A 16,638-nucleotide genomic window follows, 5' to 3' on the forward strand; every position below is an offset into this window, starting at 1 on the left:
GGTAGAAAAGGCACCGTAAAGGTGCCTTTGTGTGGGGTGCCTGTGCCGGCCTATTCGCGGGTAAACCCGCTCCCACAGGATTTGCACTGCCCTCGAGAGCGGTGTTGTACCTGTAGGAGCGGGTTTACCCGCGAAGGCCGCGCTGCGGTCAGCCCTGCTTGACCTCACGCATCGCCTTGCCTTTCACCGGCGCATCGCCTGCCACATAGTACTTGGCAGTGCTGCGCGGCAGCGGCTGGCGGCCACGGATCCGGTCGGCGATCTTTTCGGCAATCATGATCGTGGTGGCGTTGAGGTTGCCGGTGATGATGATCGGCATGATCGACGCATCCACGACGCGCAGACCTTGCATGCCATGCACGCGGCCCTGGCCATCGACCACCGCCATGTCGTCGTCGCCCATCTTGCACGAGCAGGAGGGGTGGAAGGCGGTTTCGGCGTGCTCGCGGATGAACTGGTCCAGTTGCTCGTCGGTCTGCACGTGCTCGCCGGGGCTGATCTCGCGGCCACGGTAGGGGTCCAGCGCAGGCTGGGCCATGATCTCGCGGGTCAGGCGAATGCCGTCGCGGAACTCCTGCCAGTCCTGTTCGGTGGCCATGTAGTTGAACAGGATGCTCGGGTGCTGGCGCGGATCCTTGGACTTGGCCTGGATACGACCGCGGCTTGGCGAACGCATCGAGCCCATATGTGCCTGGAAACCGTGCTCCTTCACGCCGTTGGAGCCGTTGTAGTTAATCGCCACCGGCAGGAAGTGGTACTGGATGTTCGGCCACTCGAACTCAGGGCGGGTACGAATGAAACCACCGGCCTCGAACTGGTTGCTGGCGCCGATGCCGGTACCGTTGAACAGCCATTCGGCACCGATGGCCGGCTGGTTCCACCACAGCAGCGAGGGGTACAGCGACACTGGCTGGGTGCAGGCATATTGCAGGTACAGCTCGAGGTGGTCCTGCAGGTTCTCACCGACGCCCGGCAGCTCGTGGACGACTGGAATGTCCAGGCTTTCCAGCAATGCGCGTGGGCCGACGCCGGAGCGTTGCAGCAGTTGCGGCGAGGCGATGGCACCGGAGCTGACGATCACTTCCTTGCGTGCACGGGCCTCGACGCGTTCTTCGCTGTCGCCGACCAGGTAGGTCACGCCGACCGCCCGCTTGCCGTCGAACAGGATGCGGTCGCTCAGGGCGTGGGTGACGATGGTCAGGTTCGGACGCTGCTTGGCCTGGTCCAGGTAGCCACGGGCGGTGCTGGAGCGGCGGCCCTTGCTGGTCACCGTACGGTCCATCGGGCCAAAGCCTTCCTGCTGGTAGCCGTTGAGGTCTTCGGTGCGCGGGTAGCCCGCTTGCACGCCTGCCTCGACCATGGCGTGGAACAGCGGGTTGTTGCCGGCCTTGGGCGTGGTGACGCTGACCGGGCCTTCGCCGCCGTGGTAGTCGTTGGGGCCAATGTCGCGGGTTTCGGCCTTGCGGAAATACGGCAGGCAGTCGAGGTAGGTCCAGTCTTCCAGGCCTGGCAGCTTGGCCCAGCCGTCGAAGTCCATGGCGTTGCCGCGGATGTAGCACATGCCGTTGATCAGCGACGAGCCACCCAGGCCCTTGCCGCGGCCGCATTCCATGCGGCGGCCGTTCATGTGCGGCTCCGGGTCGGTCTCGTAGGCCCAGTTGTAGCGGCGACCCTGAAGCGGGAAGGCCAGGGCGGCGGGCATTTGGGTGCGGAAGTCGAAGCGGTAGTCCGGGCCACCGGCTTCGAGCAGCAGTACGGTGACGCCGGCGTCTTCGGTCAGGCGGGTGGCCAGGGTGTTACCGGCCGAACCGGCACCGACGATGATGTAGTCGAATTCTTGGGACATGGGAAAGTACCCTCGTTTGCGGTAGGCAGGGAGCGAAAACGCCCGCGCGCAGCGGCGCGGGCGTGGCTGAACAGGGCCTTAGAAGACCGAGTTGTAGCCGCCCAGCTCGACCTGGACCGACTTGATGCGAGTGTATTGGGCCAGCGAGCTGACGCCGTTCTCACGACCGACGCCCGACTGCTTGTAGCCGCCGACTGGCATTTCCGCCGGCGACTCACCCCAGGCGTTGATCCAGCAGATACCCGCTTCGAGTCTGTGGATGATGCGGTGGGCGCGGCTGATGTCGTTGGTGCACACACCGGCGGCCAGGCCGTACTCGGTGTCGTTGGCGCGGCGGATCACTTCTTCTTCGGTTTCATAGCTGAGGATGCTCATCACCGGACCGAAGATCTCTTCCTTGACGATGGTCATGTCGTCGGTGCAGTCGGTGAACACGGTCGGGGCCACGAATGCGCCCTTGGCGAAATCACCTTCGGTCATGCGCTCGCCGCCGCACAGTACACGGGCGCCTTCTTGCTTGCCCTTGGCGATGTAGCCGAGCACGCTTTCCATGTGCGCGAAGCTGACCAGCGGGCCGAAGTTGGTGTTCTCGTCCTGCGGGTTGCCAGCGCGAATGCGCGCCACGCGTTCGGCGACCTTGGCTTCGAAGGCGGCTTTCATCGGCGCCGGGATGAACACGCGGGTGCCGTTGGTGCAGACCTGTCCGGAGCTGTAGAAGTTGGCCATCATGGCGATGTCGGCGGCTTTGTCCAGGTCGGCATCGGCGCAGATGATCAGCGGCGACTTGCCGCCCAGTTCCATGGTCACTTCCTTGAGCGAGGAGCTCGAGGCGCTGGCCATGACTTTCTTGCCGGTGGTGGTGCCGCCGGTGAAGGACACCTTCTCGATGCGCGGGTGCTCGGTCAGCCAGGTGCCGACTTCACGGCCGCTGCCGGTCAGGACATTGAACACGCCGTCCGGCAGGCCGGCTTCGGTGTAGATTTCGGCCAGTTTCAAGGTGGTCAGCGAGGTGACTTCCGACGGCTTGAAGATCATCGCGTTGCCCGCGGCCAGGGCCGGGGCGGATTTCCACAGGGCGATCTGGATCGGGTAGTTCCACGCGCCGATACCGACGGTGACGCCCAGCGGCTCGCGGCGGGTATAGACAAAGGATGATTCGCGCAGCGGAATCTGCTCGCCTTCGATCGCGGGTACCAGGCCTGCGTAGTACTCCAGCACGTCGGCGCCGGTGACGATATCGACATAGCGGGTTTCCGAATACGACTTGCCGGTGTCCAGGGTTTCCAGCTGGGCCAGTTCGTCATTGCGCTCGCGCAGGATGTCGACGGCACGGCGCAGGATGCGCGAACGCTGCATGGCGGTCATCGCCGCCCAGACCTTCTGGCCACGCTCGGCGCTTTCCACCGCCTTCTCGACGTCAGCCTGGGTAGCGCGCTGCACGTGGGCAAGCACCTCGCCGTTGGCCGGGTTGATGGCTTCGAAGGTGGCATCGCTGCCAGCGTCGACATAACCACCATCGATGTAGAGTTTTTGCGTTCCGAAACGGGCCATAGTGTCCTCGCAAGTGCAATGTATGTGCGGCTAGCCGCGTCGCGCTCCTGCCGTTTTGGCAAGCGCTGCGCGCGATCGTTCAGGGGCCGGTCGGGTGGCCGGGGCCTGCTTAGCCAGTTGTTGATCCATGTATTCGTAAGCAATCCGTACTGCCTGGTCGGTATCGAAGGCATCTCCCGACAAGGCGCCACGCAGCCACAGGCCGTCGATCAGCGCTGCCAGCCCGCGGGCCGCGCTGCGCGCTTCGTCGCGCGGCAACACCCGGCGGAACTGGAAGCACAGGTTGGAGTACAGGCGGTGATCGTTGATCCGCTGCAACCTGTGCAACGACGGCTGGTGCATGCTGGCGGCCCAGAAGGCCAACCAGGTCTTCATTGCCGGGCCGCTGACCTGGGTGGCGTCGAAGTTGCCTTCGATGATCACCTGCAGGTGCGCCCGCGGGCTGTCGTCGGTGAGGGCCTGTCGACGGGCGACGGTGCCTTCGCTCAACGCGTTCATGAGGTGGCGCATGGTCGCTGCGATCAGGCCGTTCTTGTCCTGAAAGTAGTGACTGATGATGCCGTTCGACACACCGGCCAAACGGGCAATCAGCGCAATGCTGGCATCTCCCAGCCCGACCTGGTCGACCGCCTGCAACGTGGCGTCGATCAACTGTTGGCGGCGGATGGGTTGCATACCGACCTTGGGCATCTTGCGATTCTCCTCAGGCCTGCGAGCAGACGACGAGCGGCTGCCTCGGCGAAGGCCAGTCTATTTTGTTTTGATTGAACGTTCAATCAATAAAGAATAAGCTCTGCGACAATTTGTGCCATTGACACCCTCAAGGGCGTTCAAGAAGGCACGAAGTGGCACCCCAGGAAATCGCGTAACCCCCGGAATACAAGGCGTTGACGGGCATGAGCGAGGCGAGTTGCAGATTCTGCCGAGCGGTCACAGGCCGCGCGGAAGGGCCTTTGGAGCAGGCCCGAGTCTGTTTTTTGCAACGGTTCGATTCGGGATCACGGTTTCCAGGTTGCTTTTATAACACCTGCGGCAGTGGGGCTATTGCACCAATTGCGCGGGAAATCACTGATTAGCCTCCACTGCCGCACTCCCCGGAGCCTTCGTGCAATGAGTTCTGCCTCCCTAACCAAACCCCCCGCCGAGAGGGTAAGGGTCAACCGCGTGGTGTTCTTCACCTCGGCGTTGATGATCCTCGTTCTGACTGCCTTGTTGATCGCTGTTCCCGAAACCGCCGGCCAGGTGCTGGGCGTGGCCCAGAAATGGCTGACACGTACTTTCGGCTGGTACTACATGCTGGTGATAGGCGGCTACCTGGTGTTCGTCATCGCCATCGCCTTCTCCGACTACGGCAAGCTCAAGCTGGGCGGCAAGGACGACACCCCTGACTTCAGCTACGGCGCCTGGGCCGGCATGCTGTTCTCCTCGGGTATTGGTATTTCGCTGTTGTACTTCGGCGCCTCCGAACCGCTGGACCACTACTTCAATCCACCCGAAGGCACGCCGGCCAGCCTCGAGGCTGCGCGCCAAGGCTTGCAACTGACCTTCCTGCACTGGGGCCTGCACGGCTGGGCGATCTACGCCCTGGTCGGCCTGGCCGTGGGCTACTTCGCCTACCGTCACAACCAGCCGCTGGCCCTGCGCTCGGCACTGTACCCGCTGGTCGGGGAGCGCTGGGTCAAGGGCGCTGCGGGCAACGCGGTGGACATCTTCGGCATGTTCGTGACCCTGCTGGGCCTGGTGACCAACCTGGGCATTGGGTCGATGCAGGTGGCTTCGGGCCTGGAATACCTGTTCGGCATGGACCACAGCAAGACCAACCTGCTGGTGGTGATCCTGGTGATGGCCGGCGTGGCCACCGTCGCGGCGGTGTCGGGTGTGGAAAACGGTATTCGTCGTCTGTCCAACCTGAACATCATGCTGTTCAGCGGCCTGTTGCTGTTCGTGCTGCTGGGCGGCGAAACCCTGCACCTGCTCAATGGCTTCGTGCAGAACATCGGTGACTACCTCAACGGCATCGTGCTCAAGACCTTCGACCTGTACGTGTACGAGGGCGAAGCGGGCAAGTCCGAGCGCTGGCTGGGCCTGTGGACCGTGTTCTACTGGGCCTGGTGGATCTCCTGGGGGCCGTTCGTGGGGATGTTCATCGCACGGATCTCCAAGGGCCGCACCGTGCGCCAGCTGGTCAGCGGCGTGCTGCTGATTCCCCTGGGCTTCACCCTGGCGTGGCTGTCGATCTTCGGCAACACCGCCCTGGATCTGGTGATCAACCAGGGCGCGGTTGAGCTGGGCAAGACCGCCCTGGAGCAGCCATCGATGTCGATCTACCAACTGCTGGAATACTTCCCGGCGGCGAAGATCGTGATCGGCGTGGCGGTGTTCGTCGGCTTCGTGCTGTTCCTCACCCCCGCCGACTCCGGCGCGGTGATGATGGCCAACCTTTCCTGCAAGGGCGGCAAGGTCGATGAAGACGCGCCGCACTGGATGGTGGTGTTCTGGTCGGTGGTCATCACCCTGGTGACCATCGGTCTGCTCCTCGCCGGCAACTTCGAAGCCATGCAGACCATGGTGGTATTGGCCGGCCTGCCGTTCTCGGTGGTGCTGGTGCTGTTCATGTTCGGCTTGTACAAGGCCATGAAGCAGGACGTGGCGGTTGAAAGCGAGCGCGCCGAGCTGGCCGCCCGAGGGCGTCGCGGCTTCAGCGAGCGCCTGACTCAGCTTGAGCTCCAGCCTACCCAGGCGGTAGTGCAGCGCTTCATGGACAAGCACGTCAGCCCTGCGCTCAAGGAAGCCGCCGAGCAGTTGCGCGTGCAGGGTTTCAGCGTCGAGACCCGGATAGGCCAGGCGCGCAGCATGATGGGCCTGCGGGTGATGATGGAAGAGGGCAACCCCTTCGTCTACGAAGTGAGCCTGGACGGCTACCTGGCCGCGCCCAGCGAGGCGTCGGCGGACGGCGCTGGCGAAGTGCGCCAGCGTTTCTACCGCGCCGAGGTGTACCTGCATGACGGCAGCCAGGAGTACGACCTGATGGGCTTCACGCCCGAGCAGATGGTGCGTGACGTGCTCGACCAGTTCGAGAGCCATCGTCAGTTGCTGGGACGCGTCTACAGCTGATTCGCTCACGCGCAGCACCAGGGGCTTCGCCGGAAACGGCGGAGCCCCTGGCGTTTCCGGGCCCTGCGTCGGCTAGCTATATGTAGCGCCCGAGGGGCCGCGATCGCTCTAGGCTGCGGTGGGGTTCACCCACCCCAGGAGCCTCGAGCCCATGCCAACCTCCAACGCTACGTCCAGTGCCGCGCCCGATTTCCGGAACGCCGTGGCGCGGCAGTTCGCCGACTATCCCACGCTACGCCAGGTTGCCTCCAGGCAGTTGCTTGCCCTGCTGACCGAGCGTCACCCCCTGCTCAGGCGGGCCGAGCCATCGTTGACTTCGGCCGAACCCTTGCGTCTGCTCAGCCCAGAGCCTGCACGCGACTACCGGCACAACCGAGCCTTCCTGGACGTGTTGCTGCAAGCACTGTTCGATGGTGCAGCGATCAACTTCGCGCCAGTGAATGGGCGCGGGTATTTCCTGGCGCTGGCCGAGCCTTACCGCTTTCCCGACACCGACGATGCCTTTCAGGCGCTGGCACTTGAGGACCTGGGCCAGGCCCTCGACGAGTTGTTGCTGTTGTTGCCTGAATACCTGTGCCAAGCCCAGGTCGAATACTGGCGTGAACAAGGCAGCGCTGGAGTTGGGCGTGATCGTTGGTTGCGACAGCTGCTCAGGACCGCCTTGCTGAACAACCTGCCGTTGCAAGGCCTGGATATGCAGCAACAGGCATTGGTCCGAGACGTGCTTGCCGATACGGGGCGCAAACATGACGCATGCGTCGTCGAGGCCTGCCTGGAGCTGGGCGATGAACACTTCGAGACGCTGCTGCCCGGCCTGCTGTTGCTAGGCGAATGGGATAGGCGCCAGGTGGTGCTGTGGTGCTCGCCTTCGAGCCAGGTACGGGCCTTCGACTCACTGGATGATTTTGCCCTGGCGCTGCGCGACGAGCTCGGCGAACGCTACCGTTTCGATGCCATGCGCTGGAACCGCTACGCGCTGGAGGGGGATGTATTCGCCCAGCAAGTGGCCCTGCTGCTCGACATCATGCTGGACCGGGTGCGTCGTGCACGCTTCAACCTGCTCGGTAACCCGGCTGAAATGGAACAACTGTTCACGGCGCTTTGCGACCCGGCGCAGTGGTTCATCGAAGGGTACATCGCGGCTGGCGACGTGCCGATCCCGATCCCCCCAGGCCTTGCCAGCGCCACTGCCTTCACCGGCTTCGCCTACCAGAGCGCCCTGTTCGAACTGACCCTGGAGCAGGCCAACCTGCAGGGACAAGCGGCGCTGGGGGAAATACAGGACCTGAAAAGCTACGCCAAAGAGCAGTTGCGTCAACACCTGCTTGCCGACTACCCACACGAGGCGAATTATTTCTCCGACGACCTGCTGCTCGAGTTGAGTGTTGCCCATGGCATGCCCGGCGGGGCTGGGGCCGGGGCGGGAGGAGGGGAGCCGCTGAAAGCGATTGGCGTAAGCACGCTGACTGATTTCGCGATCGGCAACCTGAGCTCGTTGAGGGGTGCGCTGATCACTGCTGTTCGCCATCGTACCGGTCAATTGATCCAGCCTTGGCTGACGGTCGACTACCTGAAGAACCTGGTCACGCGGGTCGATATCGGTGGACGTTACCCGCGCTATGTCGCGCAGTGCCTGGATGACCCCGCCGAGCGGCCGCAACGCGCACAGCGCTTCGCCCGTCAGTGGCGCTGCTCGCTGCTGTTCAGTGCGCTGAGCGCGCATCTGGAGGGCACGTTGAGCGAGGTTGCCTTGCAATGTGTCAGCAACTACTGCGCAGGCCATATCAACCCTGAAGTGCCGGACCTGACCCTGATGCCCCTGGCATTCAAACGCCAGCCGAATTCTGCGATACACGACCAGGTCAGCGCCATGTACGTGCTGTTTTCGGCAACACCTGCTCGGGTAGTGCTGTACCGCCCCCTTTACGGCAGCACAGCGCTTCGTGAATTTACCGGCCTCGAGGCGTTGCTGGCGGCGATCTGCGAGGATGGCCCGCTGCAGCACTCGGTGCTGGACTGGATGCCGGCCCATGCGCGTGCCATCTATGCCGACGGTGGGTTCCGCGAACCCCACATTTCGCACCTGGGGCCCGACCCGCTCGATGTGCCCGAGCGACCCAAGCCGGCCAGCCTGGCCACGCGCTTTTGGTTGGACGACGTGGATGAGCGGCTCTATTCGGCCAACCGAGATCTTCTGGTCGAGCTCGCCGGTTTGCAATCGACTTCCAATGCCGAAAGCCGCTGGGCGTTGCTGCGCGAGGGGGCCTGGTTGCTGTTCGATGTCGTGACCGTGGTGCTGACCGGGCCCGTAGCTACCATCGCCTGGCTGGTGCAATTGATCGAAAGCGTCAACCGGGATGTCGAGTCGTTCACCCAGGGCACTGAGTTCGAGCGTTCTGCAGCGGTGGTCGATGCATTGCTCAACCTCGGCATGATGCTGCTGCATGCGCGACTGCCTAGCGCGCCTCTACCTCGAGCGACGAGGCTTGCGCACGCCAGCTCGTTCCCGGCAACCCTGGCGCGGGGCAATGCTGGCGCGCCGCTCGAAGTCCTGCCCAGCCAGGGCAAGGTCGGCTTGCCGGGTTCGCTGCGTGCGCTGGAGCACCGTCCGCTGGACTTTTCCTGGCGCGGCGGCCGGGGTTTCAATCGACTCACCCACCAGCAACGCGAGGCGATCGTCGGCATGCGCCGCGACCCTGGGCGGACGGGGCTCGTGGCAGAAACCTCGGGGAGTGCCAAGGGGTTATACAAGGTCGATGGCCGCTACTACGCGACACTGGAGGGCGACTTCTACCCCGCCAGGGTGTTGGAGGAAGGGGTGCGGATCATGGACGAGCAAGGCGCCTTTGGCCCATGGCTGGTGTTCGAGCATGGGGCCTGGCGGGTCGATGATGGTCTGCGTCTGCGTGGCGGCATGCCCAAGACCCGTAGGGAATTGCTCGTCCAGAAGAACAGCGAGGAACTGCAAGCGCTCAACGCGAGGGAAAAGGAACTGATCCGTATGCTCAATGAGCAAGGGGACAAGTTCAAGCAGCACCGCGAGCTGCTGTTGAAGAGGGCACAAGAGATCCAGGCGCTCGAGCAGTCGACGGATAACCTGCAGCTGGATCAGCTGGTACTGGTCAGACGTCTTCACCAGCGCATTCGCCTGGAAATTGCCAAGGACCTGAAAAACCTCGTCTACATTGGCCTCGAGCACAACCAGGTACTGTCCGACATTGCCGCTAGACGGCGCAACGACGCCACGCTGGAGTATGCCCTTGCCACGCAGCGCAACAACACGCGCCAGGACCTGATCGAGCACTGTGAAAGCTACTACAACTACTTGGCGAAGCTGATCAACGACGAAAACCCGGGAGCGCTTGGCGAGTCGCTGGTGGTCCACCCGGAAACCGAGGCGGAAATACGGCATTACCGGGACTTCCGTGCTTCGCTGGAGAGGGTGGTCGAGTGGCAGGCCGAACTCAGCGAGCTGGCCGGCCGCTTCGACGACCTGCTCGAAGATACGCTCAACGATCATACGATCGTCTTCAAGGCTGAAGGTGAGAGCGAAGGTGAGGCCGATAACCGTAGGGTCAAGGAAACCTGGGTCAGGAATATCATCGAACAACGCCGCTTGACGGATGTGGATGTGCAGTTTCGGCAGTTGCTCGACCTCGGCGAACTGAGCTTGGATCGGCTGGCGAGCGTGGAGGAGCGGGTGCTGGAGGAATACGCTGACTACCTGGTGGGCGAAGACCTCAAGAGTGCAGGTGCCGCCCATGGCGAGCTGACGGGCAGCGGACTGTCGGTGACCGAGTGCATCGAGGTGCTCGGCGGGGTGCACGATGCCTACGAGCAGGCCGCGGCGATGAGTGACTACCTGTTGAGCCTGGGTGGTGTAGCGGTTCGTGGAGAGTCACTGCAAGCCTACAAGCGTGTGTTGGCCAACCTGAAGGAAAGCGCTGAGCGTAGCCTTGAAGCTTCGATGCGGGAGAAGGAACTGGCTGAGCCCAGGGTCTCCAAGCCAGCGCTGTATCCTTCGCGCGGGGGCAAGCGGCGCGTGGCGAAAACCCATCGCGGACGCAGCGTGGTGGTCGAGGAAGTGGAGGTCGATGGCGCGGCAGTCGTGCAGCAGCGCGATTTTCGTACCAAGCAAGTGCTCAAGACGTTTCGCCAGGAGGGTGGCGGATGGGTCGAGCAGGACGCACACCCCACGTCCAGCAAACTGCCCTGGAGCCCTCTGGCCGACCCGGTCAAGGATACCCGGCGAGCCGATGAGCTGCTGGCCCAGGTCGACTCGATCATGAGCCTTGGCAAGCAGTACATCTCTTCCGATGAACCCTTGGGTTTCGAGACGGTGATCGAGGGCCAGATCGACAAGATGCAGCATGCTCGTGGCAAGCTTGTGCGTACCCCCGAGTCCGAAGCGTTGCTCGACAGCCTGGACAAGGGCATCGAACGCCTGCAGCTGTTCAGGCGCGATCAATTGACCACGTTTCATTTCTCCACCACGCACCCCACGGCCAACAGCCTGCGTTTCCTGCACGACGCGCAGGCGATCACCGTGCAGCGCGTGGGCAAGCGCAAGAAGACCGCTTCGGACTATCTCCAGGTCTACGATGTCCGCCGTAAAGGCAGCGGCGAAGGCCTATGGCAGGTGCACTTGCACTATCCAGGCATGGAGACACCGCCACGTGAGTTCAGCAAAGGCCATATCAAGCTATGGTCGCAATTATCGATCGGGCGTGACGTCCAGGTGCGCCTGGCCAGGCGCAAGGACATGAAGGCGATCTATCGGGGCGACCTGAGGTTGGCCGACATCGACGGGCTGATCCCTCTCGCCTAGCGATTGCTGTAGCGTCCATGCCTGCCGTGGGCGGGCATGGCCTGGTTGCTGCGCTCGGCGATCATCTGTTGCAGGCCGATCAATTCGATGCCCTGGCTTTTCAGCCGGGGCATCTGTTTTTCCAGTACTTCGAGGGTCTGTGGGTAGGGGTGGCCGATCAGCACGGCCGAGCCTTGCCTGCGGGCCAGGGCGATGCCCTGTTGCAGTTGCGCGGTGATGGCCTCGGCGGTGCGTACGTCATCCAGGAACACATCGCGCGATACATGCGCCAGGCCTTGCGCTTGGGCCTCGGCAGCGGCCACCGTGGCGGCGCTGGTGCGGCTGTCGACAAAGAACAACTGGCGCCGCTGCAACTCACCCATCAGCCAGGTCATCGGCTCGCGCTGGGCCGTCATGCGGCTTCCCATGTGGTTGTTGATGCCCGCTGCGAACGGCACCTTGGCCAGTGCTGCATCCAGGCGCCGAGCCAGCTCCTCTAGCGGTGTGCCGGGGTGCCAGGCATACGGGCCGGTGGCGGGGTCCATGGGCATGTGCAGGATCACCGTGCGCCCGGCCTTGTGGGCCTGGCGGGCGAACTCGGTGGCGTGGGGGGTATCGGGCATGATCGCCATGGTGACCGGCCCGGGCAGCGCCAGCGTGCGGCGGTCGCGCTCGACGTTCTGACCAAGGTCGTCGATGACGATGCTCAGGTAGGCCTTGGCCGGGGCCGCGTGGGCGGTGCCGGCCAGGCACAGGAACAGCGCGAGAAACAACGCACGCATGGCGGGTAATCAGTCGCCCTTGGTGATGTTCAGGCCCTTGAGCAGGCTCAGCGCCTGGCTCAGCTGGAAGTCGTTGTCCTGCGGACGTTCCTTGCGCTTGCTGCTGCCGCTCGGACGGTCGGCGCCGCCGTTGCCGTTGCCCAGGTGACCTTGCAGGTCGGCTTCCTTGAAGGCTTCGTTGTCGGCTTCGGCGGTGAGCTTGGCCGGGCGCACTTCGATGTCCGGAACGATGCCCTGGGCCTGGATGGAGCGGCCATTGGGAGTGAAGTACAGCGCGGTGGTGAGCTTCAGCGCACGGTCGTTGGCCAGTGGCAGGACGGTTTGCACCGAGCCCTTGCCGAAGCTGTCGGTGCCCATCAGCACGCCGCGTTTCTGGTCCTGCAAGGCACCGGCGACGATCTCGGACGCCGAGGCGCTGCCGCCGTTGATCAGCACTACCAGCGGCACGCCTTCGCTGGCGTCGGCCGGGTCGGCGGAGTAACGCAGCTCGGAGTTGGCGATACGGCCCTTGGTGTAGACGATCAGGCCCTTGGTCAGGAAGTGGTCGGCCACCTCGACCGCCGATTGCAGCACGCCACCGGGGTTGTTGCGCAGGTCCAGGACCATGCCGCGCAGCTTCTTGCCGTTGTCCTTGCGCAGCTTGGCCAGGGCCTTGCCCACTTCATCGCCGGTCTTGACCTGGAACTGGGTGATGCGGATATAGCCGTAGTCGTTTTCCAGCAACTGGCTCTTCACGCTTTTCACCTGGATCACCGCGCGGGCGAGGGTCACGTCGAATGGCGTGCCGCCATCACGTACCAGGGTCAGGGTGATTTTCTCGCCGACCTTGCCGCGCATCTTGTCCACGGCCTCGGTCATGGTCTGGCCGCGGGTCGGCGCGCCGTTGATCTTGACGATCAGGTCACCTGCCTCGATGCCGGCGCGGGAAGCCGGGGTGTCATCGATAGGCGACACCACCTTGACGAAGCCGTCCTCCATGCCCACCTCGATGCCCAGCCCGCCGAACTCGCCGCTGGTGCTCTCCTGCAGTTCCTGGAAGTCCTCGGGGCCCAGGTAGGCCGAGTGCGGGTCGAGGTTGCTGAGCATGCCCTTGATGGCGTTTTCCAGCAGGGTCTTGTCGTCCACCGGCTCCACATAGGCGGCCTTGATGCGGTCCATGACCTCGGCGAAGGTGCGCAATTCATCCAGCGGCAGCGGCGCCTTGCTGGTTACCTCGGTAGCCGGCACGGTGGCAGGCTTGGCCGGGTCTGCGGCGAAGGCCAGGGGCGCGCCAACCGCCAGTGCGATGGTCAGGGCCAGTTGGGTGAGGCGGGGCGAGTGCAGCATGTCGAACGAACTCCTGATCCTGTTGGCGCTCCGGGGAGCATCGGCGCGTTGCGCCGTGAATGACTGCTAGCCGCGGCACCACTGCGAAGGGTCCGATGGACGGCCCTGCTGGCGAATGGCGAAGTACAAGCCCGCACTTTCCTGGCCGCCACTGTCGCCGACGGTGGAAATGGCTTCGCCGGCCTTGACGATATCGCCGGCATTCTTGAGCAGGCGCTGGTTGTGGCCGTAGAGGCTCAGGTAACCATTACCATGGTCGAGAATGACCAGAAGTCCAGCACCGCGCAACCAGTCGGCGAACACCACGCGACCACCGTGCACGGCACGTACCTGGGTGCCGGCGCTGGCGCTGATCATCACGCCGTCCCACTTGGCCCGGGCGTCGTCGCCACGGGCATCGCCGAAACGTGCCAGCAATCGACCATTGACCGGCCATGGAAGTTTTCCGCGGGCGGCAGAAAATGCGCCGCCGTAATTGGCACCGTCGCTGGATACCATCGGGCCGAGGGTGGTGCGGGCCTTCTTCGGCGCCTCCTCGGGCGTTTCGCGGGCAGCGAGGGCCTCTTGCTCGCGGCGCTTCTCGGCCTCCTGTTGGGCCAATAGCGCTTTCTGGCGCGCCTCTTCGGCTTCGCGGGCCTGGCGGGCGAGGGTTTCCTCGATGGTCTTGAGTACCTGGGTCAGCTCGGCCTGGTCCTGTTCGCGGGCCTGTAGCTTCTGGTCGCGATCCTTGAGGTCGCCGTTGAGCTTGGCCAGGACCTGCTGGCGCTTGCTGCGTTCGGCTTCGAGTGCCTGGCGGCGGCTGTCGAGGTTGCCGCGCTGGGCCAGGAGCTGCGCCTGCTGGCTGGCGATGTCCTGCTCGACCCCGGCCAGCTGGCGCAGGGTTTCGTTGAAGGCACGCAGTTGCTCCATGCGCGCCTTGCTCAGGTAGTCGTAATAGGTGAGGGTGCGGGCGAATTTCTCGGGATTCTGCTGGTTGAGCAGCAGCTTGAGGTATTCCTCGCGGCCATTGTTCTGGTAGGCCGAACGGGCCTGGATGGCGATCAGGCGTTGCTGTTCAACGCGGGCGGACTGGAGTTTTTTTTTCTCGTGGTCAAGGCGCTCCAGTTCGCCCTCGGTCTTTTTTAGTTCTTGCTGCAATGCCTCCACCTGTTTCTCGAGGTTGCCGATGTCGGTCTCGGTGGTCTTGAGGTCTTTCTGCACGCTGGATTTTTCTTCCTGGAGCTTGCCCAGCATTTTCTTCAGCTCGGCGATGTCCTGGCGGGTGGCGTCCAGTTGTTGCTGGGTCTGTGCGCGCTCGTCGGCGAAGGCCGGGGCGAACAGGCATGACAGGGCTAGAAGTATCAGGGCGCGGAGCATGGAATGGGCGTACCAGGGCTGGAGACCGGCCTAGTATGCCCGCGCGGGGCGGCAAAAAAAACGCCCCGCGGCAGATGCGGCGGGGCGTTTGTCTGGAAACCGCTGTTGCGGGGGCTGCCAGGCAGCCCTTTCGCAGGGGCTTTGCTGCGTTTAGTCGACCAGGATCGACGTACCGGTCATTTCCGCAGGTTTCTCAAGGCCCAGCAGCTTGAGCAGGGTTGGCGCCACGTCGGCCAGCACGCCGCCTTCACGGACCTTCAGGTCGCGCTTGCCGACATAGATGAAGGGCACCGGTTCGGTGGTGTGGGCGGTGTGTGCTTGCCCGGTATTTTCGTCTTCCATTTGCTCGACGTTGCCGTGGTCAGCGGTGATCAGCGCTTCGCCGCCGACCTTGTCCAGCGCCTGGACGATACGCCCGACGCAGGCATCCAGGGCCTCCACGGCCTTGACCGCCGCATCGAATACACCTGTGTGGCCAACCATGTCGCCGTTGGCGTAATTGACCACGATCACATCGAAGCGCTGCTGCTCGATGGCCTCGACGATGCGGTCGGTAACTTCCGGAGCGCTCATTTCCGGTTGCAGGTCATAGGTGGCGACCTTCGGCGACGGGATCAGGATGCGCTCTTCGCCGTCGAACGGCTCTTCACGCCCGCCCGAGAAGAAGAATGTCACGTGGGCGTACTTCTCGGTTTCGGCGATGCGCAACTGGGTCTTGCCGTTCTTGGCCAAGTACTCGCCCAGTACGTTGTTCAGGCTGGCCGGGGCGAATGCCGCCGGGGCGGGGATTTTCGCCGAATACTGGGTCAGGCCGATGTAGGCAGCCAGTTTGGGCAAGCGGGCGCGGGGGAATTCGTTGAACTCGGGCTCGACGAATACCCGCGACAGCTCGCGGGCGCGGTCGGCGCGGAAGTTCATGAAGATCACCGCATCGCCGTCTGCGACCGGTGCCGCCTCGCCAATGCGGGTTGCCTTGACGAATTCGTCGCTCTCGTCACGCGCATAGGCCGCTTCCAGGCCTTGCACGGCAGTGGCGGCGGTGAATTCGGCGGTGCTGTCGACGATCAGGTTGTAGGCGGCGCTGACGCGGTCCCAGCGGTTGTCGCGGTCCATGGCGTAATAGCGGCCGATCAGGGTGGCAATGCGGCCCTTGCCCAGCTTGGCGAAGGTCGAATCCAGCAGTTCGATGGACGACTGCGCGCTGCGCGGCGGAGTGTCACGGCCGTCGAGGAACGCGTGCAGGTAGATGTGCTCGGCACCGCGCTTGGCGGCTAGTTCGGCCATGGCGATCAGGTGGTCCTGGTGGCTGTGCACGCCACCGTCGGAGAGCAGACCGAGAATGTGTACGGCCTTGCCGGCGCCAACTGCCTTGTCTACCGCAGCGGTAAGCACCGGGTTTTCGAAGAACTCGCCATCGCGAATGGCCTTGGTGACTCGGGTGAAGTCCTGGTACACCACGCGCCCGGCGCCGAGGTTCATATGGCCGACCTCGGAGTTGCCCATCTGCCCGTCAGGCAGGCCAACATCCATGCCGGAACCGGAAATCAGGCCATGCGGCTGGGTGGCGCGCAGGCGGTCGTAGACCGGTGTGTTGGCGGCCAGGATGGCATTGTATTCGGGTTTTTCGCTGTGACCGAAACCATCCAGGATGATCAGGACCAGGGGCTTGGGCGTGCTCGTCATCAATCAAACTCACGGTTGTTCAAAGATGATAAAGACACGCATTTTAGGGCAAATCAGCCAATGGCGGCGAAAATTCCTGGGGTCGCCCGACCGGCGTCCCAGCCCCATGGACATCGAGGCCGACTTCGCGCCCGCCCGCCGGGCTTTGGCCGGCCTGGGTGGCTGTGTATACT

General features: G+C 63.7%; 9 protein-coding genes. 2 read left to right on the forward strand and 7 right to left on the reverse strand.

Annotation, left to right across the window (positions count from 1 at the left end):
• Positions 1–148 precede the first annotated feature (148 nt).
• From betA to betI, 3 genes are all read right to left on the reverse strand, one after another.
• Positions 149–1,846 carry a choline dehydrogenase gene (betA, locus tag RAC97_RS00535; RefSeq protein ID WP_375099868.1) on the reverse strand — a complete coding sequence of 566 codons (1,698 nt, stop codon included), beginning with the start codon at positions 1,844–1,846 and terminating at the stop codon, positions 149–151.
• A gap of 78 nt (positions 1,847–1,924) precedes the next feature.
• Positions 1,925–3,397 (reverse strand): betaine-aldehyde dehydrogenase, encoded by a 1,473-nt coding sequence (gene betB / locus RAC97_RS00540; protein WP_375099867.1) that lies wholly within the window; start codon positions 3,395–3,397, stop codon positions 1,925–1,927.
• Positions 3,398–3,427: 30 nt separating this feature from the next.
• Positions 3,428–4,087 (reverse strand): transcriptional regulator BetI, encoded by a 660-nt coding sequence (gene betI, locus RAC97_RS00545; RefSeq protein WP_375099866.1) that lies wholly within the window; start codon positions 4,085–4,087, stop codon positions 3,428–3,430.
• A gap of 477 nt (positions 4,088–4,564) precedes the next feature.
• On the opposite strand from betI, the gene RAC97_RS00550 reads away from it, so the two are divergent.
• Both RAC97_RS00550 and RAC97_RS00555 read left to right on the forward strand, forming a co-directional pair.
• Positions 4,565–6,511 carry a BCCT family transporter gene (locus tag RAC97_RS00550; protein ID WP_375099975.1) on the forward strand — a complete coding sequence of 649 codons (1,947 nt, stop codon included), beginning with the start codon at positions 4,565–4,567 and terminating at the stop codon, positions 6,509–6,511.
• A 151-nt stretch (positions 6,512–6,662) separates the two neighbouring features.
• Positions 6,663–11,339 carry a dermonecrotic toxin domain-containing protein gene (locus tag RAC97_RS00555; RefSeq protein WP_379671398.1) on the forward strand — a complete coding sequence of 1,559 codons (4,677 nt, stop codon included), beginning with the start codon at positions 6,663–6,665 and terminating at the stop codon, positions 11,337–11,339.
• Here RAC97_RS00555 and RAC97_RS00560 read toward each other — a convergent pair.
• From RAC97_RS00560 to gpmI, 4 genes are all read right to left on the reverse strand, one after another.
• The gene (locus tag RAC97_RS00560; RefSeq protein ID WP_375099738.1) at positions 11,336–12,100 is read right to left on the reverse strand and encodes a divergent polysaccharide deacetylase family protein; all 765 of its coding nucleotides are present in this window, start codon (positions 12,098–12,100) and stop codon (positions 11,336–11,338) included. The genes RAC97_RS00555 and RAC97_RS00560 overlap by 4 nt on opposite strands.
• A 9-nt stretch (positions 12,101–12,109) precedes the next feature.
• Entirely contained in the window at positions 12,110–13,426 is a 1,317-nt protein-coding gene (locus RAC97_RS00565) for a S41 family peptidase (protein WP_375099737.1), read from the reverse strand.
• Between the two features lie 66 nt (positions 13,427–13,492).
• Entirely contained in the window at positions 13,493–14,782 is a 1,290-nt protein-coding gene (locus RAC97_RS00570) for a peptidoglycan DD-metalloendopeptidase family protein (RefSeq protein WP_375099736.1), read from the reverse strand.
• 150 nt (positions 14,783–14,932) lie between these two features.
• Positions 14,933–16,465 carry a 2,3-bisphosphoglycerate-independent phosphoglycerate mutase gene (gene gpmI, locus RAC97_RS00575; RefSeq protein ID WP_375099735.1) on the reverse strand — a complete coding sequence of 511 codons (1,533 nt, stop codon included), beginning with the start codon at positions 16,463–16,465 and terminating at the stop codon, positions 14,933–14,935.
• Positions 16,466–16,638: the final 173 nt, after the last annotated feature.

The sequence above is a fragment of the Pseudomonas sp. LS_2 genome (assembly GCF_042709235.1).
GTDB lineage: Bacteria > Pseudomonadota > Gammaproteobacteria > Pseudomonadales > Pseudomonadaceae > Aquipseudomonas.

What these genes read in the sequence shown, in the direction of transcription:
- betA (WP_375099868.1), bottom strand. Translation starts at nt 1,846, where the DNA reads ATGTCCCAAGAATTCGACTACATCATCGTCGGTGCCGGTTCGGCCGGT.
- betI (WP_375099866.1), bottom strand. Translation starts at nt 4,087, where the DNA reads ATGCCCAAGGTCGGTATGCAACCCATCCGCCGCCAACAGTTGATCGAC.
- betB (WP_375099867.1), bottom strand. Translation starts at nt 3,397, where the DNA reads ATGGCCCGTTTCGGAACGCAAAAACTCTACATCGATGGTGGTTATGTC.
- RAC97_RS00570 (WP_375099736.1), bottom strand. Translation starts at nt 14,782, where the DNA reads ATGCTCCGCGCCCTGATACTTCTAGCCCTGTCATGCCTGTTCGCCCCG.
- RAC97_RS00560 (WP_375099738.1), bottom strand. Translation starts at nt 12,100, where the DNA reads ATGCGTGCGTTGTTTCTCGCGCTGTTCCTGTGCCTGGCCGGCACCGCC.
- gpmI (WP_375099735.1), bottom strand. Translation starts at nt 16,465, where the DNA reads ATGACGAGCACGCCCAAGCCCCTGGTCCTGATCATCCTGGATGGTTTC.
- RAC97_RS00555 (WP_379671398.1), top strand. Translation starts at nt 6,663, where the DNA reads ATGCCAACCTCCAACGCTACGTCCAGTGCCGCGCCCGATTTCCGGAAC.
- RAC97_RS00565 (WP_375099737.1), bottom strand. Translation starts at nt 13,426, where the DNA reads ATGCTGCACTCGCCCCGCCTCACCCAACTGGCCCTGACCATCGCACTG.